This window comes from Amycolatopsis coloradensis (assembly GCF_037997115.1).
Lineage (GTDB): Bacteria > Actinomycetota > Actinomycetes > Mycobacteriales > Pseudonocardiaceae > Amycolatopsis > Amycolatopsis coloradensis_A.
Genome location: NZ_CP150484.1, coordinates 892,903 through 913,187 on the forward strand (window position 1 = coordinate 892,903; position 20,285 = coordinate 913,187).

Sequence of the window (20,285 nt, forward strand, 5' to 3'; positions counted from 1 at the left end):
CCCGCCTCGCGGGCGACGGTGCGGTGACTGACCCCCGATACCCCGTCCCTCGCGACGATGCGCAGCGTGGCCTCGATCAGTTCCCGTTTGCGTTGCTCGCCTTTGGCGAGGCGGCCGTCGGTGCTCGGCTCGTTCAGCGTGCCGCCTCCTCACTGATCGCGGTCTTCCTGCTCAGCAGAGGATACGAGAGCAGCGCGATCAGGATGATCAAGCCACCGGCGACGACCGCCACGGCGAACCCGCCGTCCGACCCGAACCGGTCGACGACCTCGCCCGACACGGCGGCGCCGAGCGCGACACCGATGCTGAGGCCGGTGATCGCCCACGTCATCCCCTCGGTCAGCTTCTCCGCCGGGACGGCCTTCTCGATCATCCTCATGACGACGATCATCGTGGGAGAGAAGAACAATCCGGCGACGAACACCACCGCGCACAGACTCACGACGCCATCCACGACCAGCAACGGCACCACGCTCGCGGCCGTGCCCGCGGTGCCGATCAGGAGCAGCCGAGGCGGCGTCATGGCCGGTTTGAGCGTCCCGAAGACCAGTCCGGAGACCGCGGAGCCCACCGCGTAGACCGAAACGACGACCCCCGCGGCCGACGGCGACCCGACGTGCCGGGCGAACGCCACACTGACGACGTCGACCGTGCCGACGATGACGCCGCCCGCCACCAGCGTCAGCACGAGCACCCGCACGGCGCCCAGCCGGATCGCCGAACTTCCGGCCGATCCGCTCGGCGGCAGAACGGGCGGTTCGGTCTCGCGCTGCGCGACGAACAGCAGCACTCCGATGGCGAGGAAGACCACGGCGACCAGCGGTCCTGCCTCGGGGAAGACGGCGGTGCACAGCGCCACCGACAGCGCGGGCCCGATGACGAAAGTCAGTTCGTCGACCACCGATTCCAACGCGAAGGCGGTGTGCAGCCGGGGTGAGCCTCGGTACAACCGCGACCACCGGGCCCGGACCATAGCCGCCATACTGGGCATGAACCCGGCGAGGATCGCGGACGCGTACAGCGTCCAGACCGGTGCCCCGAAGCGGGCGCAGAGCAGGAGCGCGCCGAGCGCCATCACGCTGATCCCAGTCACGGGCAACAGGATCCGGCTCTGCGGTCTCGTGGCGGCCGCGCCACGAGCACCGACGTCGTGAAAGCCACTTCCGCAACCTCGAAGGTTGCGAAAGTGGCTTTCACATCATGCCGCGCCGGAACCCCTCGCGACGAAATCAGCTCAGACTCGAGCAAGGCCTCGCATCGGGGTCCTGCGCCCCCTTGGGCACCCACCGCACGTTGGCGAACGAAGCGGAGAACCTGCCGTCGGTGTACACCAGGAACGGCGTGTTGACGTTCTCCAGATCCAGGCCGTTGGCGAAGCACGACACCGGGATCTTCACCGTCGACTTCGGCGCCCCCGCAAGGTCGGTGAACAGCTTGGTCGCGTTCACCTCGGAGAAGCACGGGTAGACGCAGTGCATGCTGATCACCGTCCGGTTGGCGGGCGCCTCGTGCACGATCGTGTCGAACTCCAGCGCCGCGTCAGCGTTGAGATAGCCCCGCAAATCGTTGGTACCGGCCGGGTTCTGGAAGTAGAGCTGGGCCGGCCCGGTGCCGGTCCAGGTCGACTTGAGCCCGTCTTGCTGCACGTTCACGTCCGACTGCACGACGCCGATCTCAGCGTGTGAAGCGGCGCCGTCGGGGCCGATCTCGGTACCGCCCCAGTTCTCCGCCGAGCCGATGAAACCCTTGTACGGCGCGACATCGGTGCGGTTGAACACCTCGAGATCCTCGGTCGCCGTGCCGCCGCCACCGGTCGAGCCGCACGTCGCGGGTCCGGCCGTCTCGTCCAGCTGACCGACGGTGACGCGCTGGCCGGCCTTGAGGCCGTAACCGAGTTCGAACAGCGGGTCGTACTCCGCCGAGCCCGCGTTCAGCGGCGTCTGACAGGCGCTCTTCGGCCACGAATACGGCAGCTTGCCCTTGAAGCCGCCCTTGAGCAGGACGTCGGCGACGCCGCCGCCTTCGGTGCCGGGCAGCCAGGCCGCGACGAACGCGTCGGAGCGGTTGATCTCCTTGTTCATGTACAGCGGGCGGCCGCCGACGTAGACGGTGACGACAGGAGCGCCCTTCCCTCGGACTTTGTCCAGAACGGCCAGGTCCTCGGGGTAGAGCTTCGACGCCTCCAGTGTCTTGCGGGTCAGGTCGCCGACGCCTTCCGCGTACGGGGTCTCACCGATGACGGCGATGACGGCGTCGTAGCCCTTCGGGTCCGTGTCACCCTTCTCGTCGAAGGTGACGTTGACGTCGCCCAGCTGCTGCTTGAGCCCGGCGAGGATCGACGTGGCGTTCGGGAAGTCGGCGTTGGTGTTGCCGGTCCCCTGCCAGCTCAGCGTCCAGCCACCGGTCTGGTTCTGAATGCTGTCCGCGCTCTTGCCGACCACGAGGACCTTCGACTTCGGCTTCAGCGGCAGCACGTTGCCGTTGTTCTTCAGCAACGTCTGCGACGAACGGACGGCGTCGCGCGCCAGCCACGTCTCCTTCAGCGCCTCGTCGGAGTTGGCGTAGGACCGGTCCGACGGCTTCTGCGACTCGTACAGCCCCGAGCGCAGCTTGACGCGCAGGATCCGGGTCACCGCGTCGTCGATCCGCGAAAGCGGGATCTGCCCACCGTTGACCTGGGCGACGGTGTTGGCGATGAACGCCTTCCAGTCGTTCGGCACCATCACGATGTCGATGCCGGCGTTGATCGCCTGCGGACAGGAAGCGTTGGTGCAGCCGGGAACCTGGCCGATGCCGTTCCAGTCGGACACGACGAGGCCGTCGAAGCCCATCTTGCCCTTGAGGATCTGGTTCAGCGCCTTGTCGCTGCCGTGCAGCTTGCCCTCGTCGATACCGAGTTCGGCGTTGGTCCAGCTGTTGAACGACACCATCACGGTCTGGGAACCCGCCGCGAGCGCGCCGTAGTAGCCCTGGCCGTGGACGTTGATCATCTCGGCTTCGGACGACGGGTTGACGCCCTGGTCCTGACCCTTCAGGGTGCCGCCGTCCCCGATGAAGTGCTTGGCGGTACCGATCACGCCGTTGTAGCCGATGCGTTTGGTCGAGCCGTCCTGGAGACCGTTGATCGCCTCGTAGCCGTAGGCCCTGGCGATCCGCGGATCCTCGGAGAACCCTTCGTAGGTGCGGCCCCAGCGGTCGTCCTTCACCACGGCCAGCGTCGGCGCGAAGGCCCAGTCCTGGCCGGTGGCGCGGATCTGCCGGGCCGTCGCCGCGGAGATGTCGCGCACCAGGCAGGGGTCCTGCGCCGCGCCGAGACCGATGTTGTGCGGGAAGACGGTGGCGCCGTACACGTTGTTGTTGCCGTGCACGGCGTCGATGCCCCAGATCACCGGGATCTTCGTCCGGCTGCCCTTCGCGGCTTCCCAGTAGGCGTCCGCGAGCTTGAGCCAGTCCTGCTGGGAGGCGTGCTTGTCCTTGTTCGGCCACGAACCGCCGCCGTTGAGGACCGAACCGATCGAGTACTGCCGGACCTCGTCGGGGGTGATCGCCGCGATCTCGGGCTGCGTCATCTGCCCGACCTTCTCCTCGAGGGTCATCCCTTGGAGGATCCGGGCGATCCGCTGCTCGTCACCGCCCTTGCCCTTGAACCGGCTCTCGACCTTCGGCCAGTCGGCGAGCGTCGGCAGGCTCTTCTCGATCCGGGCGCAACCGTCCCGGTCGAACGCGGGCTTCCCGATCACGGGCTGTTCGGCGGCGACGGCCGCGGGCGTGGCCACCACGGCCCCGCCGAGCAGCGTGAGACTCATCAAGGCGATCAGCGGACTTCGGCGCGCACGAGCACGTCTTGCCATGGTCTGGTCCATTCTGCGGGAGGCGGGGACCGGCCGATCCTCACCGGCCCCGGCGGCCGCGTCAAGAGTTTCGGGGCGGTACGCCGGGTGTTAATTTTTGCCATGAACTAAGACTGGCCGAGTCACCCGGCCACGCGCCGCCGGTTCCGCCACTTGGCGGTATACGGCAGCGCGAACAGGTAGAGACCACTGAACATCAGCAGGAACAGCGGCGGCAGTGGCGTGTAGAGCACCCACTGGGCCGGGTCGCCCTGTGCCACGACCACGAAGCACACGATGACGGTGGCGACGAAGGCGAGGGATGTCCACCGGTGGAACGTCCGGATCCGCTTGCTCACGAGAACCTCCTGGGGTCGTTTTGCCTGATGGCGAAGACGCTAGGGATCCCGTGGGCACCGACGCTTCTCGATTCCTGATCGGTCCGCTTGACCTCCACATTACTTGAGCTTTTACCTTCGCTGGAAACGAAGGGAATCACTCATGACCGTCTTGGTAACCGGCGCCACCGGGAACACCGGCCGCCACGTGGTGGCCGAACTCGTCCGCCGCGGGGAACGCGTCCGGGCGCTCACCAGGAACCCCGCCGGGGCACGGCTTCCGGCAGGCGTCGAGCTGGTGGAGGGCACGCACACCGCGCCCGAAACACTCACCGATGCCTTCGAGGGCGTCACCCGTCTGCACATCACCGTGACGGCCGGGCTCGCCGACGTCGGCGCCGATCTGGTCAAACGCGCCGTGGCCGCGGGAGTGCGACGCATGACCATCGTCTGGGGCGGCTACGTCGGGCCGACGGAACAGGCCATGGCCGAGTCCGGGGTGGAGTGGACGCGGCTCGAGCCGCAGGAGTTCATGTCCAACGCCCTGACCTGGACCGACTCCATCCGCACCGGGAAGGTGGTCCGCGAGCCGTTCGACCTCCCGAGCGCTGTGGTGCACGAGGGCGACATCGGCGCCGTCGCCGCCACCGCGCTCGTGGAGGACGGGCACTCCGGCAAGGTCTACAACCTCACGGGCCCGGAAGCGCTGACCACGAGCGAACGGATCGCCATCCTCTCCTCCGCGCTCGGCCACGACATCGCGCTGGAGCGGATCACGCGACAGCAGGCGATCGACCGGCTGCTGGCCGAGGGCGTCTCGGTCGCGGACGCCGAATACGTCGTCGGCTGGCACAGCGATCCGCCGGTGGAGGCGCGCACCGTGGTCGACACGATCGAGAAGGTGACCGGACGCCCTGCCCGCACGTTCTCGCAATGGGTCGCCGAGCACGCCGACCGGTTCAAACCGTGAGCGGCCGGCCGCCCTTCGGGGCTCTTACGAAAGCGAAGGGGATTTTCCCCTCATCCCACGCGGCGAAGGGCGCTTTCCTCGCATCGCATGCAAGGAAAGTCCCCTTCGGCTACCCCTCGACGGCCTTGAACCACGCGCCGATCCCGGCGAGCGCGCCCGGACCGTAGTCGCCCCTGACGTCGTCGGCCAGATCCGCGATGGTGACGGCGCGCAACGCCGCCCGCCACTGGAGTTCGGCGTTCGCCATCGCGCGGCTGATGGCGCACGGCGTCGTGCACGCCTCGGGCGGCGTCGCCATCGGGCCGCGCTGCCGGATCTCGGTGCAGACGAAGGCCGGCCCGGGCCCGTCGATGGCTTCGACGACGTCAAGCACCGTGATCTCCGAAGGCGGCCGGGTGAGGACGTAGCCGCCGGCCTTCCCTTGCACCGACCGGATGAGGTCGGCCCGGGAAAGCGCCTGGAGCTGCTTCGCGAGGTAACTGGGCGAGACGTCGTGTAGCTGCGCCAAGCGCGCGGCGGGCGCGGGTTCGTCGACGGAAGTCAGCACGACACAGCAGTGCAGGGCCCACTCGACCCCACCGGACATCTTCACCCGGATGACTCTAACCCGCCTCTTGACTCGGACACAATTTATCCGAGTATCATCTCGGACATGAGGTGTCCGGGTTACGGACGCCACCGACGAAGGGCACTGGGCCATGAAATTCGCGATCATCGGCGGGACCGGGCTGATCGGTTCGCAGGTCGTGCGCGACCTGCAGGAGGCGGGGCACGAGGCGGTGCCGCATTCGCCGTCCACCGGGGTCGACCTGCTCACCGGCCAAGGGCTGGACAGCGCGCTCGACGGCGCCGACGTGGTCGTCAACCTCACGAACTCACCGACCTTCGACGACGCCTCCCCCGCCTTCTTCCGGACGTCGATGGACAACCTCGTCGCGGCCGCGAAGAAGGCGGGCACCGGGCACTTCGTGATCCTGTCGATCGTCGGCGTCGACCAGGTGCCCGAGCTCGACTACTACCGCGCGAAGACGCTGCAGGAGGACATTCTCAAGGAGAGCGGCCTCCCCTACTCGATCGTCCGCGCCACCCAGTTCATGGAATTCGTCGACGCGGTCCTGTCCTGGACCTCCGACGAGACCGCGGTACGCCTGCCCAGTACGCCGATCCAGCCGATCGCCGCGGCGGACGTCGCCGCCGCCGTTTCCGAGGTGTCGGCCGGGAAGCCGCTGAACGGCACCCTCGACGTGGGCGGCCCGGACGTCTACCCGCTGGACGAGCTGGGCCGGATCACCTTGTCCGCCAAGGGAGACACGCGTCCGGTGACCGTCGACGAGACGGCGGGCATGTTCGCCGCCGTCAAGGGCGACGTCCTCACCACGAAGGACGGCGCCCGCATCGCCGAGACCCGGTACCTCGACTGGCTCAAGCAGGCGGGCTGAAGGGAACCATGCCCGCATGCGACGCGACGAAAGGGCCCTTCGCCGCGTCGCATGCGGTGAAGGGCCCCTTCAGCCCACGTCAGCTCGGCAGCAGCGCCGGAGCCGCGAGACGGCTGGCGTTCGCCGCTTCGTCGTCCGGCTGGGCCTGGGCGGAGCGCTCCGCCTCGACCCGCGCGAGGTAGTTGGTGACCTCGCGCTCCTGCTTGTGCGAGTCCCAGCCCAGCAGCGGCGCCATCAGCTCCGCCACCACCGGCGCCGCCGTCACACCGCGGTCCCGCTCCTCGATGGAGATTCGCGTGCGCCGTGTCAGGACGTCCTCCAGGTGCAGGGCGCCCTCGTGCGAAACGGCGTAGACGACCTCCGCCTTCAGGTACTCCGCCGTCCCCGGGATCGCTTCGCCCAGTTCGGGACGTTCCGAGATCGACTCCAGGATGTCCTCCACGGCGGTGCCGTAGCGCTGGAGCAGGTGTTCGATGCGGCCGATAGGCAGCCCCGCGCGCTGGGCGAGCGAGTGCCGCGCGCCCCACATCTCGTGGTAGCCGGTCGCTCCGACGATCGGCAGCCGCTCGGTCCACGACGACGGCGCGGGACGGCCGAGGTCCTCCACCGCGACGTCGACGGCGTCGGCGGCCATCACGCGGTACGTCGTGTACTTGCCGCCGGCCACGATCACCAGACCCGGCACCGGATGCGCGACGGCGTGCTCCCGCGACAGCTTCGTGGTCGACGTCGCCTTCGCGGCCAGCAGCGGCCGAAGCCCGGCGTACACGCCTTCGATGTCGTCGGCGGTGATCGGCGTGCGGAGGACGGCGTTGAGGTGATCGAGCACGTAGTCGACGTCCGCCTGGCTGGCCGCCGGATGCTCGCGGTCGAGGTCCCATTCGGTGTCGGTGGTGCCGACGATCCAGTGCCGTCCCCACGGGATGACGAACAGCACGCTCTTCTCGGTGCGCAGGATCAGCCCGGTGTCCAGGTCGATCTTCTCGCGCGGGACCACGAGGTGGATGCCCTTCGACGCGCGCACGGTGAACGGCGCGGGGATGCCCGCCGCTTCCGCCATGTCGTCGCTCCACACGCCGGTGGCTGCGACGACCGTCTTCGCCCGGACCTCGATCTCCGCGCCGCTCTCGCGGTCGACGACCTTGGCCCCGACGACGCGCTCGCCGTCACGGATCAGCGACGTGACCCGGGCGCGGGTGAGCACGGAGGCGCCCTGCTCGGCCGCGGTCCGCGCGATGGTCATCGTGTGGCGGGCGTCGTCGACCTGCGCGTCGTAGTACTGGATGGCGCCGATCAGGGCGTCGTCCGCGAGGCCGGGAGCGACCTTGCCCGCACCGCGCTTGGACAGGTGCCGGTGCCGCGGCAAGGCCCGCGCTCCGCCGAGGGTGTCGTACAGCGTGACACCCGCGCCGATGTAGCCGCGTTCCCAGACGCGGTGCTTGAGCGGCACGAGGAACTTCACCGGCCGGACCAGGTGCGGCGCCAGCGTCTGCAGCAGCAGGCTCCGTTCCTTCAGCGCCTCGCGGACCAGCTTGAAGTCCAGGTTCTCCAGGTAACGCAGCCCGCCGTGGATCAGCTTCGACGATCGGCTGGAGGTTCCCGCGGCGAAGTCACGGGCCTCGACGAGCGCGACGGAGAGCCCGCGCGACGCCGCGTCGAGCGCGACGCCGGCACCGGTCACTCCCCCGCCGACGACCAGCACGTCGATCTCCTCGCGAGCGAGCTTGCGCAGCGTCTCGGCACGGTAGACCGGGGAAAGCGGTACGGGTGTCACCTTGTTCCTCCTGTTCATCGGGCTCACTCGACCTCGACCCAGTCGAGCGTGCGGCCGACGGCCTTCTGCCAGCCCGCGTAGCCCTCGGCGCGCTGTTCGTCCGTCCACGACGGCTCCCAGCGCTTGTCCTCGTTCCAGTTCTGTTCCAGCTCGTCGGTGCTCTTCCAGAACCCGACGGCGAGCCCGGCCGCGTAGGCGGCGCCGAGCGCGGTGGTCTCCGCGACGACCGGCTTCGACACCGGCACACCGAGGATGTCCGCCTGCAGCTGCATGCACAGTTCGTTCGCGGTGACGCCGCCGTCCACACGCAACACGTCGAGCGTGACGCCCGAGTCGTTCTGCATGGCCTCGACGACGTCGCGGGTCTGGTAACAGATCGCTTCGAGGGTCGCCCGCGCGAGATGCGCATTGGTGGTGGCCCTGGTGAGGCCGACGATCGCGCCGCGCGCGTCGGATCGCCAGTACGGCGCGAAAAGCCCGGAGAACGCGGGGACGAAGTACACGCCACCGTTGTCTTCGACCTGGCGGGCGAGGCTCTCGCTCTGGGACGCACCGCTGATGATGCCCAGCTGGTCGCGAAGCCACTGCACGGCGGAACCCGTGACGGCGATGGAGCCCTCCAGCGCGTACACCGGCTTCTCGTCGCCGAACTGGTAGGCCAGCGTAGTGAGCAGCCCGTGCTTCGAGCGCACGACCTCGTGCCCGGTGTTGAGGAGCAGGAAGTTGCCGGTGCCGTAGGTGTTCTTGGCCTCGCCGGGGCGGAAGCACACCTGGCCGACGGTCGCCGCCTGCTGGTCACCGAGCACGCCGGTGATGGCGACCTCGCCGCCGAGCGGGCCGTCTGCACGGGTCACGCCGAACCGGCCGTTGTTCGACGACGGCGCGATCGACGGCAGCATCTGCTTGGGGACGCTGAAGAACGACAGCAGTTCGTCGTCCCACTCCAGCGTTTCCAGGTCCATGAGCATGGTGCGCGAAGCGTTGGTCGGATCCGTCACGTGCACGCCGCCGTCGGGCCCGCCGGTGAGGTTCCAGATGAGCCAGGTGTCGGTGGTGCCGAAGAGCGCGTCACCCTTTTCGGCGTCTTCGCGGACGCCCTCGACGTTCTCCAGGATCCACTGAAGCTTGCCGCCGGAGAAGTAGGTGGCGGGCGGCAGACCGGCCTTCCGCCGGATGACGTCGCCCTTGCCCTCGCGTTCGAGCGCCGAGGCGATCCGGTCGGTGCGGGTGTCCTGCCACACGATGGCGTTGCAGTACGGGCGCCCGGTGCGGCGGTTCCACACCACGGTGGTCTCACGCTGGTTGGTGATGCCGAGCGACGCGAGATCGGCGGCGGTCAGCTTCGCCTTGTTGAGCGCCGTGGCGATGACCGAACGGGTCCGCTCCCAGATCTCGGTGGCGTCGTGCTCGACCCAGCCCGGCTTCGGCAGGATCTGCTCGTGCTCGAGCTGGTGGCGGGCGATCTCGTTGCCGCCGTGGTCGAAGATCATGAACCGCGTACTGGTGGTGCCCTGGTCGACGGCGCCGATGTAGTCAGACATGGTTTCTCTCCCTAGGAAACGCGCTCGATGTCCTTGGCGGGCAAGGCTTCCGGTGCCGGGTCGGCGGGCAGGTAACGCTCGATGAAGAACTTGTAGATCGCGCCGCCGATGACCGCGCCGATGACCGGCGCCACGATGGGGATCCACCAGTACGGATAGCCGTATTGATCGGTGAACGCGGTGTCGTAACCGGTGAGCCAGGACATCAGCCGCGGGCCGAAGTCGCGGGCCGGGTTGATCGCGTAGCCGGCGTTGGTGCCCCAGGCCATGCCGATCGCGACCACCAGGAAGCCGACGACGACCGGGGCGAGGTTCGCGGCGGGCGCGGTGTTGCGGAGGTCGGTGATGGCGAAGATCACCAGAGCCAGAATCGCGGTGCCGATGATCTGGTCACGGAACGCGCCCCAGTCACCCACCGGCAGGGTTCCGTTACCCGGAAGAGTGGAGAACACACCCTGGGTCTTGATCGTCAGGCCGGGGTCGGCTGCGTTGAGCACCTCGGTGTAGTTCCAGCGCACCAGCAGCGCGCCCAGGAACGCGCCGGCGGTCTGCGCCAAGGCGTACGGGGCGACCTTGCGCCACGAGAAGCCCTTGAACACCGCGAGCGCCACGGTGATGGCGGGGTTCAGATGCGCGCCACTGATCCGTGAAGCCACGTAGATACCGAGCGTGACACCGATACCCCAGGCCCACGCGATGCTGTCGTGGTCCCCGATGCCCGCGGCGACGACTTGAGCCACCACCCCGCAGCCGAACAGGATGAGGATCATCGTCCCGACGAACTCCGCCGCCAGTTCGCCCGCCAGTCCGCGAGCTTTGAGGTTTCGCACCATTGCTTCCTCCACAAAGGACACCGTTGCCCTGTTGAGGCCGAAGTTAAGTTCGCGGAAACCCGGGGTCAACGGACACCGGTCGGCATTGTCGAACGCCTGGAGACGATGTTCGACATTGTCGAATCAGGGCCGGTCGGGCTACGGTTGAGCCGTGCCCGGTCCGATCCAGTCCATCGAGCGCGCCGCCGCGATCCTGCGGTTGCTGGCGCGCGGTTCGGGGCGTCTCGGCGTCGGCGAGATCGCCGATTCCCTCGAACTCGCCAAGGGAACCGCGCACGGGCTCCTGCGCACCCTGCAAGGGGTCGGCTTTGTCGAACAAGACCGGGACACCGGGAAATACCAACTGGGCGCGGCACTGCTGCATCTCGGGACGAGCTACCTCGACGTCAACGAACTCCGGTCTCGCGCGATCAACTGGGCCGACGCGCTGGCCGCGCGCAGCGGTGAAGCGGTCCGGATCGGCGCACCGCTGGAAGGCCGCGTCTTGGTGGTGCACCACGTGTTCCGGCCCGACGACAGCCTTCAGACCCTCGACGTCGGCACGCTTCTCCCGCTGCACGCGACGGCGCTCGGAAAAGTGCTTCTGGCTTATGACACCGGTCTCGTGGCATCGTTGCGCACCGGTGAGCCGGAGGCCTACACCCGCCGGACCCTGGTCACCCAGACCGCGATCAAACGCGCCTGTGGCAAGGTGCGCGAGGCGGGCTGGGCGAGCGAGAACGGCGAGATGATCACCGGCGAGGCCGGGATCGCGGCGCCGATCCGCGGCCATGGCGGCATCGTGGTCGGCGCGATCGGGGTGTCCGGCGCGACGGAACGGATCTGCGAAGCCGACGGCAGCCCGATCCCGCGGCTGCTCGGCCACGTGCGCGACGCGGCACGGGCGGTCTCCCGCGATCTCGGCGCGTCCCGATGGTGATGGAGGTGCTCGCGTGGTCCAGCGCTACGTGATGTCGATCGACCAGGGCACCACCTCGACGCGGTGCATCCTGTTCGACGCGCGCGGCAGGCTGGTGTCGGTCGCGCAGCGCGAACACCAGCAGCACTTCCCCCGGCCGGGCTGGGTCGAGCACGACGCGACCGAGATCTGGCGCAACGTCGGCCGGATCGTGCCGCAGGCGCTGGCCGACGCCGGCGTCGAACCGGCGCAGGTGGTCGGCCTCGGCATCGCGAACCAGCGCGAGACGACGGTGCTGTGGGACCGGCACACCGGCAACCCGGTCGGGCGCGCGATCGTCTGGCAGGACACCCGCACCGACTCGATGCTCGAACAACTCGCCCGCGAGCCGGGCGCCGACCGCGTCCGGCGGCTGTGCGGCCTGCCGCTGGCCACGTACTTCTCCGCGCCGCGGATCCGGTGGATGCTCGAAAGGACTCCTGGCCTGCGGGAACGCGCCGAACGCGGCGACGTGCTGTTCGGGACGGTCGAGAGCTGGCTGATCTGGAACCTGACCGGCGGGCCCGAGGGCGGCGTCCACGTCACCGACGTCACCAACGCCTCGCGCACCATGCTGATGAACCTGCGGACGCTGTCGTGGGACGACGAACTGCTGGAGTTCTTCGACGTCCCGCGCGCGATGCTGCCGCGGATCCGGCCGTCGACCGAGGTGTACGGGACGACGTCTCGGGTGGTGCCGGGGATCCGGATCGCGGCGGCGCTCGGCGACCAGCAGGCGGCGCTGTTCGGTCAGACCTGCTTCGCGCCTGGCGAGGCGAAGTGCACGTACGGCACGGGCAGCTTCCTGCTGCTCAACACCGGCCCGACGCCCGTGCTCTCGACCCACGGCATGCTGACCACCGTCGGGTTCAAGATCGGCGACGAGCCCGCCGTGTACGCCCTCGAAGGGTCGATCGCCGTCACCGGATCGCTGGTGCAGTGGTTCCGCGACGGGCTCGAACTGATCGGCAGCGCGCCCGAGATCGAGACACTGGCGCGGACGGTCGAGGACAACGGCGGCTGCTACATCGTGCCCGCCTTCTCGGGTCTGTTCGCGCCGCACTGGCACAGCGAGGCACGCGGCGTGATCGCCGGGCTGACCTCGTACATCACCAAGGGGCACCTGGCCAGGGCCGTGCTGGAGGCGACGGGCTGGCAGACCCGTGAGGTCGTCGACGCGATGAACGCCGATTCGGGGCTCGCGCTGTCGACACTCAAGGTCGACGGCGGCATGACCGCCGACAACCTGCTGATGCAGTTCGTCGCCGACGTCCTCGACGTGCCGGTGGTGCGCCCGATGGTCGCCGAGACGGTTTCGCTGGGCGCGGCGTACGCGGCCGGGTTGTCGGTCGGGTACTGGCCGGATCTGGAAGGCCTCCGCCGGAACTGGCACCGTGCCGGACAGTGGCTGCCGACGATGGACCCCGCTCGCCGCGACAGCGAATACTCGCACTGGCGCCAGGCCGTGGAACTGACGTTCGGCTGGATGCGCCCGGGTCCGACCGCCGCTCCCCCGGGCTCCGACCTGGTCGAGGTCGTCCTGGCCGATCACCGCCGGATCGAACAGCTGTTCCGGGATCTCCGTAACGACGAGGCCGACCGTCCGGCGCTGATCGCGGAGCTCTCGGCGGCGCTGGTCGCCCATGCCACCGCGACCGAACGGACCGTCCGTCCCGATGCGACGGAGAGCGGGCTCGCGGACGAGCTTCTGACCGTGCTCGAATCCACCGACCCCGAGAAGGCCTTGGTGGTACTGGAGAATTCTGTGGACGCGCATATTCGCGCGGAGGAACGCGGGTTGCTGAACGACCTCCGGCGCACGCTGTCCACTTCGGACCGCACCGGCCTCGGCCGGGCGTTCGTGGCCGAACGGCAGCGGCAGCTGGACCTCGACTGCGGCTCCGCCGCGCACGTCCGCGAGCAAGGCTCCCGGCTGCGCCTCTCGTGACGTGCTAGCCTGTCGTCGTGCGCCGCTGGACTCGACTCGTAGTCAAGCGCGCCGGCTGAACCAGGTCGCCGGCGCGCATTCCGGCGACCCCTCGATACGGGGCATCTCCCGGGACCTGGCCCTCCATGGCCTGTACGTTTCCCGCCCTTGGAGTCCACGATGTCCGCTGTTTCGTTCCAGATCCCCGCACCTCGCTCGTCCATGCTGGTCCGCCGCCGGATCGCGACCTACTTCGTCGGCGGCGTCGAGCAGATCCCCGGCCTGGTCGAGGCGCTCGGCTGCCTGGTCCACGACCTGTCCGTCGATGTCCGCGACGGGGTCCGCGAAAGCACCATGACCTGCGCGGTCCTGATCGACGCCGATGAGGTCGAGCCGCTGCTGGAGAGGCTGCGCGGGCTGACCTCGGTCGTCTCCTCCGAACTGGTCTGACCGCCGGTCACGGCCCGGAATCCGTGACTCGCGTGATCAGACACCGAACTCGCGTGATTGAACCGCGAACTCGCGTGATCAGACGGCCAACTCACGTGTTCGGTGTCTGATCACGCGAAACCGGCGCAAACGTCCCCTATGCCCGAAGTTCCTTGCACGGTTCCGTGCAGCCGGTCAAGGAAGAACCACCCGTGTATTGACTTAGTTAAGAAGCCTTCTTAACTTCGATTTCATGGCCGTAACTCCACGGAACAGCAGGTCCCAAGCCTATCGTCGGCTCAGCTTGGCCGAGAAACACGACAAGTTCGTCAATCAGTACTCGCGGCGGACCCTGTTCCGCGTGGGCGCGGTGAGCGGCGCGGCACTCGCCGCCGGCGGCGTCCTCCTCCCCGGATCGGCCGCGGCCTCCCCCGGACCGACCGTGCTGCTCAACGCCGACAAGGTAGCGGGGTCGGCGCTGCGTCCATTCGGACGGCACATCGCCTACGGGGCCGACCCGTCGCAGCAGGTCGTGGTCTCGTGGCAGGTGCCCGCGGCGGTGACCGCGCCGTTCGTCCGGATCGGCACGGCCCCCGGCGACTTCAGCCCGCCCATCCCAGCCGAGGTCAGGGCGCTGACCAGCCAGATGTCGTGGCAGCATCCGGTCGAGGAAGTCCCGCCGAACAGCCCGAAATCGATCACCCAGTACTACCTCCACGCCCGGATCGACCGGCTCCTTCCCAACACCACGTACTACTACGTCGTCGGCCACGAGGGTTACGACCCCGCCGCCAGGCTCGGCGAGATGGCGAGTTTCCGCACCGCTCCCGCCCCGGGCGGCGATGGCACGTTCTCCTTCACCGCCTTCGGCGACCAGGGCGTGGGCTACAACGCCGTCGCGACCAGCAGCCTGATCGCGGGACTCGACCCGGCCTTCCACCTCGCCATGGGCGACCTGAGTTACGCCCTCGAAGGCGAGGGCGGGCATCCGGAAGAGGACCAGTACGACGCGCGGCTCTGGGACTCCTTCTTCGTGCAGAACGAGCCCGTCACCGCGGGGATCCCGTGGATGATGGCGCTCGGCAACCACGAGATGGAGGGCTGGTACTCCGAGGACGGGTACGGCGGCGTGCGGGCGCGTTTCACCATGCCGGACAACGCCTGGGACGGCTCCACCTGCATCTACTCGTGGCGCTACCAGAACGTCGGACTGATCAGCCTGGACGGTAACGACGTCTGCTACAACAGTCCGTCCAATCTGGACTACACCAAGGGCAAGCAGCTCAAGTGGCTCAGCAGGACGCTCGCCGCCTTCCGCGCCGATCCCACGATCGACTTCATCGTCGTCTACTGCCACCAGTGCACATATTCCACCTGCCATTCCAATGGCGCCGAACTCGGCGCGCAGAAGGACTGGGCTCCCCTGTTCGACAAATATCAGGTCGACCTGGTGCTCAACGGCCACAACCACATCTACGAACGCACCGACCCCATCCGGGCGGGCAAAGCCGTCAAGAAGGTGCCGTCGCGAGGGACGACCGACCCGGTCAAGGACGGAACGACCTACATCACCGCGGGCGGCGGAGGCGGAAGCGTCTCCGAATTCCCGGCGCCGGACACCTACCTGGGCCACGAGACCGCCAACGACACTCCGGTCCCGATGAAGTACTCGGAACGGGACGGCCAGGATCGCACCAAGAAGGTCACCTGGTCCCGTGTCCGGTTCCGCGGCTACAGCCTGGTCGCGGTCGACGTCATCGCGGGTACGGGCACCACACCGCCCAAAATGGACGTCCGGGCGATCAGCGCCGACGGCACCCTGGTCGATCAGATCATCGTGCAGCGTTCCTGAGCAGGCACATCCACCGGACGAGGGGTCCGCATCGGCCGATCGGCCGATGTGGACGCCCGTTTTGCCGGCCCATTTCCCGAAGCGAGAAAGGGCTTTCCATGTAGTCGGCCGCTGTTACGGAGTCATGACATGAACGAGACGGGGCCACGATGATCGTCTCTGAACATCGGCAGCATGCTCGACCAACGAACCACGCCCATCGCGGTGCCGGGCACGAACCGGCGAACACGCCTTCGCGTGACGATCCTGATCGTCTTCCCGATGATCGCCGCGATCCTCGGCTACGTGGTCTTCCGCGTCGACACGGAAAGCCTTCCGGCCCCCGAACGACGCGACGCCACCGTGGTCTTCGACCGCACGTCGGGCGAACAGGTGATCGGCGACCGGGGCTCGGAAAGATTCCGCACGGCGTCGGTCGTGAAACTGTTCATCGCGCTGGACGCCGTCACCCGCAAGGCGAGCAGGACCGACGAATCCCACATCCACCGGATGCTGGCGAAAAGCGACGACGCCGTCGCCAACACCCTCTGGACCAGAAACGGCGGGCCGGCGATCGTCACCAGGACAGTGGCCGCCGCGGGACTGAAGAACACCACCCCGCCCGCCGACCCGGGCCGCTGGGGCGACACACTGTCCACAGCGGACGACGTCGCCGCGGTCTACCGCCACATCCTCGCCCTGCCGAAGGCCAAACGGAACGTGGTGCTCAAACCGCTCCGGGAGGCGACGCGCACCGCCGCGGACGGGTTCGACCAGCATTTCGGCATTCCGTCAGCCTTCCCCGACCGGCCGTGGGCCGTGAAACAGGGCTGGGCGGCCGGCCGGGGTTCGGTGGACGCGCACACGACCGGGCTCGTCGGTGAAGGCGACCGCTACATCGTCGTCAGGCTGTCCGCTTTCGCCGACGGCACGAGCCTCGACGTCGCGACGGCGGCGGTCACCTCGGCGGCCGTGGCGCTGGCTCCCCGTCTGCGAAAGTGACTTCGGCCGCGTTCTCCACGGTCGCTCTGAAAGCGCTTACCAGGAGCTCGGCGAAACAGGCCCAGGAAGCTGCCGACATACCGCCGGCCTGGGCTTTGAGCGCGGCCAGTTGGTCGCACGCCAGCGGCGCGACCCGGTCCATGAACTGCCCGAGAAACCGCAGGGCCGCGGCGGGCGGCACCCCGGCTCCGGCGAGCTCCGCCACCGCGCGCGAAACCGACGGGCGCACGACGGCCGGCGCCCCCGCGTCGTCCCGCCCGAGCACGCCGTGCCGCTCCAGGCAACGGACGACGGAGGGCTGGTCACGGGCGATGTCGGCCATCGCCGCGTCCAGGCGCTCGGTGCCGTCCACTGTGGCCGTTCCGAGCATCGCGGCAATGGATACCAGGTTGAAGCCCTGTTTCTGCAGCATCGTGATCCGCCGCAGGCGCCGCAGGTGGGCCGGGCCGTAGTAGGCGGACCTGCCGTGCCGCACCGGCGGGGCGAGCAGGCCCCTCGTCTGATGGGCCCGGATATTGCGCGCCGACATGCCGACGATCGTGGAGAGTTCTTCGATCGTGTATCCGGCCGGTCTCGGCGAAAAGGGCTTCACACCGACCAGCTTAACCAATGGTCGGATGAGTGCACCATGAAGCCGGGGCAATGGCACCGCCACTGTCAACCGGCTGAATCAGCGAGTTGCCATAAGTTGATCGGTTCGCGCGCCCGAACACAAGGTGAACGCCCGGTTTACATGGTTTCATGTCAAGTAATGCCGGTTTTGGGGCGTTCCGCGCCCGCCGACTGCTCCAGTCAGGCGATCTTGATGGGCCAAGGACTCCCCTGCCGTTTAAATGCACCTGAGACATCTGATGTCTCGACTCTGTCGACACCTGCGGAGCGCCGCTGAACCCGAGGGTCGGTCGTCAAAGTTTCAACCTTTCCTCAGGAGGTTTCAATGTTCTGGAAACGGATCGCGGTCGCGGCCGTGGCCGCGACCGGGCTGGCCACGGCGCTGGTGGTGTCCCATCAGGACAGTCCCGCCGCCGCGGTGGAGTCCGCCGCGGCGGCGGTGCCCCAGTTCGACCACATCGTCCTCGTGATGTTCGAAAACAAGGACTACAAGGAGATCAGCGGCAGCTCGAAAGCACCGTACTTCAACCAACTCGCCTCGCAGGGAGCCAAGTTCACCAAGGCGTACGGGACGACGCACCCGAGTCAGCCGAACTACATCGCCCAGTTCGCGGGCTCGACACACGGTGTCGACAGCAACAAATGCCAGGATCTCGGGAACAAGGAGAATCTCGCTTCCCAGCTGGCGGGGATCGGCAAGAAGTTCGTCGGTTATGCCGAAAGCATGCCTTCCGACGGCTACACCGGCTGCACGAAGGGAAAATACGCACGCAAGCACAACAGCTGGGTCAGCTTCAGCAATGTGCCGTCGTCGGCGAACAAACGGTTCTCGTCGTTCCCGAGCGACTTCACCAAGCTGCCGGACGTCGCTTTCGTGACCCCGGACCTGTGCAGCGACATGCACGACTGCCCGGTCGACACCGGTGACAAATGGCTGAAGAAGAACCTCGACGCCTACGCGCAGTGGGCGAAGACGCACAACAGCCTGCTCATCGTCAATTTCGACGAGGACAGCGGGACCTCGGTGAACCAGATCTTCACCACGTTCGTCGGTGCCCACGTGAAGCCGGGCAGCTACAGCGAATCCATCAACCACTACTCGATCCTCCGCACGATCGAGGCGGCGTTCGGCCTGCCGGGCATCGCCAACGCGGCGAACAAGCCGCCGATCACGAGCGTCTGGCGGTGATCGGGTGAACTCCGCGGGCGTGTCCACTGTGGACGCGCCCGCGGGCAGCCCTTCGTTCTTTTGGCTCCCCGCAGGAAGGCACGACCATGGACCGCACCCGCGTTCTGATCGCCGTCACCGGAACACTCACGCTGGCCGCGGCCGCCGTGATCTACGTCGGGGCGGCGGGCGCGCGCAACCAGGACGCCGTGTCGGCGGGCACCAGCGACGCCGTCACGCTCGAAGGCCCGCGGTTGCTGTTCCGCAGCACCGCCGACGCCGACCGCGGGCACGTGTCCAGTGTCAGCGCGGCAGATCCCGGCGGGACACGGGCGGTGTCGACCGTGTCCTGCAGCCGGGTCCACGCGGCGGGCGGCACCGGGATCTGCCTGCGGCCGGAAACCGGGCTGACCACCTACCAGCTGGCCGTGCTCGACCGCCGTCTCGCGGTGACGCAGGAGATCCCGCTGGTCGGGGTGCCCAACCGGGCGCGGGTCTCGGCCGACGGGAAGCGGCTGGCGTGGACGGTGTTCGTCACCGGCGACTCCTACAACGGCGGCCGGTTCTCGACTCGCGCCGGCACCCTCGACCTCACCACCGGCGACGTCGAGGGCACGCTCGAGGACTTCGCCGTTACCGTGGAGGGCAAGCCGTACAAGGCGGCCGACGTCAACTTCTGGGGCGTCACCTTCACCCGGCAGCCGAACCGGTTCTACGCCACCATGTCGACCGGCTCCCACCGGTACCTCGTCGAAGGCGACTCGACGGCCCGGACCGTGCGGACGGTGCGGGACAACGTCGAATGCCCGTCCCTCTCCCCCGACGAGACCCGCATCGCCTACAAGTCCGCCGTCGACGGCGATCCCGCGAAGGGCTGGCGGGTCTCGGTGCTCGACCTCGCGAACGGCAGCGTGACCGCGCTGGCCGAGACCCGGAGCGTCGACGACCAGCCCGCCTGGCTCGACGAGCGCACCGTCGCCTATGCCCTCCCCCGCACGCCAGGACACTCCGACGTCTGGTCGGTCCCCGCCGACGGCACCGGAACGCCGCGGCTGCTCATCCCGGAGGCCGAGTCGCCCGCCGCGCTGCCCTAGGCTGCCGCATATGAGGGCCGCGCTGCTGATCGTCGACATGCAGGAAATGCTCGTTCCCCTGGTCTGGCGCGGCGAGGAATTGGCGGCCCGGCTCGCCGGACTCGCCCGGCGAGCCCGTGAGAACGGCGTTCCGGTGATCGCGCTGCGGCAGATCGGCGCCCCCGGCACCGACTTCGATCCCGCGTCGCCCGGCACACGGGTCAGCGCGCTGCTCGGTCTCGAACCGGTCGACCTGGTGATCGACAAGACGGCGACCGACTCCTTCTACCGCACCGGCCTGGCGGGACTGCTGGTCGACCGGGGCGTCGACACCGTGGTGCTGACCGGGCTGGCCACCGACTACTGCGTCGACGCGACCGCCAGGGCCGCGCAGAGCCACGGCCTGGACGTCGTGCTGGTCGCCGACGGCCACGCGCCGTCCGCCGACGGGGATCCCACCGCGGGCCTGACGGCCGAACAGGTCATCGCCCGGCACAACCTGCTTCTGAGCACGGCGATCCATCCCGGCGGACGGGTGCGCGTGGTGCCGTCGGCGGAGGTCGAGTTCACCGGCTCGTAGG

Annotated in this window: 18 protein-coding genes and 1 pseudogene; 10 read left to right on the plus strand and 9 right to left on the minus strand. The window is 68.4% G+C overall.

Annotated elements, in window-relative coordinates; translation table 11 throughout:
* Positions 1-2 precede the first annotated feature (2 nt).
* The 4 genes and pseudogenes from LCL61_RS04010 to LCL61_RS04025 all read right to left on the minus strand — a co-directional run.
* Positions 3-137, minus strand: a pseudogene (locus tag LCL61_RS04010) (TetR family transcriptional regulator); the annotation flags it as partial.
* A complete protein-coding gene (locus LCL61_RS04015) occupies positions 134-1,093 on the minus strand; it encodes an MFS transporter (RefSeq protein ID WP_340685569.1) in 960 nt (319 codons plus the stop codon). The pseudogene LCL61_RS04010 and the gene LCL61_RS04015, both read right to left, overlap by 4 nt.
* Positions 1,094-1,229: 136 nt before the next feature.
* Entirely contained in the window at positions 1,230-3,806 is a 2,577-nt protein-coding gene (locus LCL61_RS04020) for an exo 1,3/1,4-beta-D-glucan glucohydrolase (protein ID WP_340685570.1), read from the minus strand.
* 167 nt (positions 3,807-3,973) lie between these two features.
* A complete protein-coding gene (locus LCL61_RS04025) occupies positions 3,974-4,189 on the minus strand; it encodes a hypothetical protein (RefSeq protein WP_340685571.1) in 216 nt (71 codons plus the stop codon).
* Positions 4,190-4,331: 142 nt separating this feature from the next.
* Between LCL61_RS04025 and LCL61_RS04030 the strand changes: the two genes are divergently transcribed.
* The gene (locus tag LCL61_RS04030; RefSeq protein WP_340685572.1) at positions 4,332-5,138 is read left to right on the plus strand and encodes an NmrA family NAD(P)-binding protein; all 807 of its coding nucleotides are present in this window, start codon (positions 4,332-4,334) and stop codon (positions 5,136-5,138) included.
* Between the two features lie 109 nt (positions 5,139-5,247).
* Here LCL61_RS04030 and LCL61_RS04035 read toward each other — a convergent pair whose 3' ends face one another.
* Complete coding sequence (locus tag LCL61_RS04035) at positions 5,248-5,724, minus strand: Rrf2 family transcriptional regulator (RefSeq protein ID WP_340688485.1); 477 nt, start codon at positions 5,722-5,724, stop codon at positions 5,248-5,250.
* Positions 5,725-5,836: 112 nt separating this feature from the next.
* Here LCL61_RS04035 and LCL61_RS04040 point away from each other — a divergent pair, with 112 nt between their 5' ends.
* A complete protein-coding gene (locus LCL61_RS04040) occupies positions 5,837-6,577 on the plus strand; it encodes an SDR family oxidoreductase (RefSeq protein ID WP_340685573.1) in 741 nt (246 codons plus the stop codon).
* Between the two features lie 79 nt (positions 6,578-6,656).
* Here the strand turns inward: LCL61_RS04040 and glpD are convergent, their stop codons facing one another.
* Genes glpD through LCL61_RS04055 form a run of 3 tightly spaced genes read right to left on the minus strand, consistent with a single transcriptional unit; the run spans position 6,657 to position 10,725 of the window.
* Positions 6,657-8,369, minus strand: coding sequence for a glycerol-3-phosphate dehydrogenase (gene glpD, locus LCL61_RS04045; RefSeq protein WP_340685574.1), 1,713 nt, complete (start codon positions 8,367-8,369; stop codon positions 6,657-6,659).
* A gap of 5 nt (positions 8,370-8,374) precedes the next feature.
* Positions 8,375-9,892 carry a glycerol kinase GlpK gene (gene glpK, locus LCL61_RS04050; protein WP_340685575.1) on the minus strand — a complete coding sequence of 506 codons (1,518 nt, stop codon included), beginning with the start codon at positions 9,890-9,892 and terminating at the stop codon, positions 8,375-8,377.
* 11 nt (positions 9,893-9,903) lie between these two features.
* Complete coding sequence (locus tag LCL61_RS04055; RefSeq protein WP_340685576.1) at positions 9,904-10,725, minus strand: MIP/aquaporin family protein; 822 nt, start codon at positions 10,723-10,725, stop codon at positions 9,904-9,906.
* A gap of 151 nt (positions 10,726-10,876) precedes the next feature.
* On the opposite strand from LCL61_RS04055, the gene LCL61_RS04060 reads away from it, so the two are divergent.
* The 5 genes from LCL61_RS04060 (at position 10,877) to LCL61_RS04080 (ending at position 16,851) form a co-directional block, all read left to right on the plus strand.
* A complete protein-coding gene (locus LCL61_RS04060) occupies positions 10,877-11,644 on the plus strand; it encodes an IclR family transcriptional regulator (RefSeq protein WP_340685577.1) in 768 nt (255 codons plus the stop codon).
* Between the two features lie 13 nt (positions 11,645-11,657).
* Positions 11,658-13,610 carry a glycerol kinase GlpK gene (gene glpK / locus LCL61_RS04065; RefSeq protein ID WP_340685578.1) on the plus strand — a complete coding sequence of 651 codons (1,953 nt, stop codon included), beginning with the start codon at positions 11,658-11,660 and terminating at the stop codon, positions 13,608-13,610.
* A 159-nt stretch (positions 13,611-13,769) separates the two neighbouring features.
* Positions 13,770-14,039: a hypothetical protein gene (locus LCL61_RS04070; RefSeq protein ID WP_340685579.1), complete on the plus strand. Its 270-nt coding sequence runs from the start codon at positions 13,770-13,772 to the stop codon at positions 14,037-14,039.
* Between the two features lie 283 nt (positions 14,040-14,322).
* On the plus strand, positions 14,323-15,870 hold the full coding sequence (locus LCL61_RS04075) for a metallophosphoesterase family protein (protein ID WP_340685580.1): 1,548 nt from the start codon (positions 14,323-14,325) through the stop codon (positions 15,868-15,870).
* A gap of 174 nt (positions 15,871-16,044) precedes the next feature.
* Entirely contained in the window at positions 16,045-16,851 is an 807-nt protein-coding gene (locus LCL61_RS04080; protein ID WP_340685581.1) for a serine hydrolase, read from the plus strand.
* On the opposite strand, the gene LCL61_RS04085 is transcribed toward LCL61_RS04080, so the two are convergent.
* Complete coding sequence (locus LCL61_RS04085; RefSeq protein ID WP_340685582.1) at positions 16,808-17,443, minus strand: helix-turn-helix domain-containing protein; 636 nt, start codon at positions 17,441-17,443, stop codon at positions 16,808-16,810. The genes LCL61_RS04080 and LCL61_RS04085 overlap by 44 nt on opposite strands.
* A gap of 345 nt (positions 17,444-17,788) precedes the next feature.
* Here LCL61_RS04085 and LCL61_RS04090 point away from each other — a divergent pair, with 345 nt between their 5' ends.
* The 3 genes from LCL61_RS04090 to LCL61_RS04100 all read left to right on the plus strand — a co-directional run bounded on the left by LCL61_RS04090 (position 17,789) and on the right by LCL61_RS04100 (position 20,284).
* Positions 17,789-18,652: an alkaline phosphatase family protein gene (locus LCL61_RS04090; protein ID WP_340685583.1), complete on the plus strand. Its 864-nt coding sequence runs from the start codon at positions 17,789-17,791 to the stop codon at positions 18,650-18,652.
* A gap of 86 nt (positions 18,653-18,738) precedes the next feature.
* Positions 18,739-19,725: a hypothetical protein gene (locus tag LCL61_RS04095; RefSeq protein WP_340685584.1), complete on the plus strand. Its 987-nt coding sequence runs from the start codon at positions 18,739-18,741 to the stop codon at positions 19,723-19,725.
* A gap of 10 nt (positions 19,726-19,735) precedes the next feature.
* Entirely contained in the window at positions 19,736-20,284 is a 549-nt protein-coding gene (locus LCL61_RS04100; RefSeq protein WP_340685585.1) for an isochorismatase family protein, read from the plus strand.
* Position 20,285 lies beyond the last annotated feature (1 nt).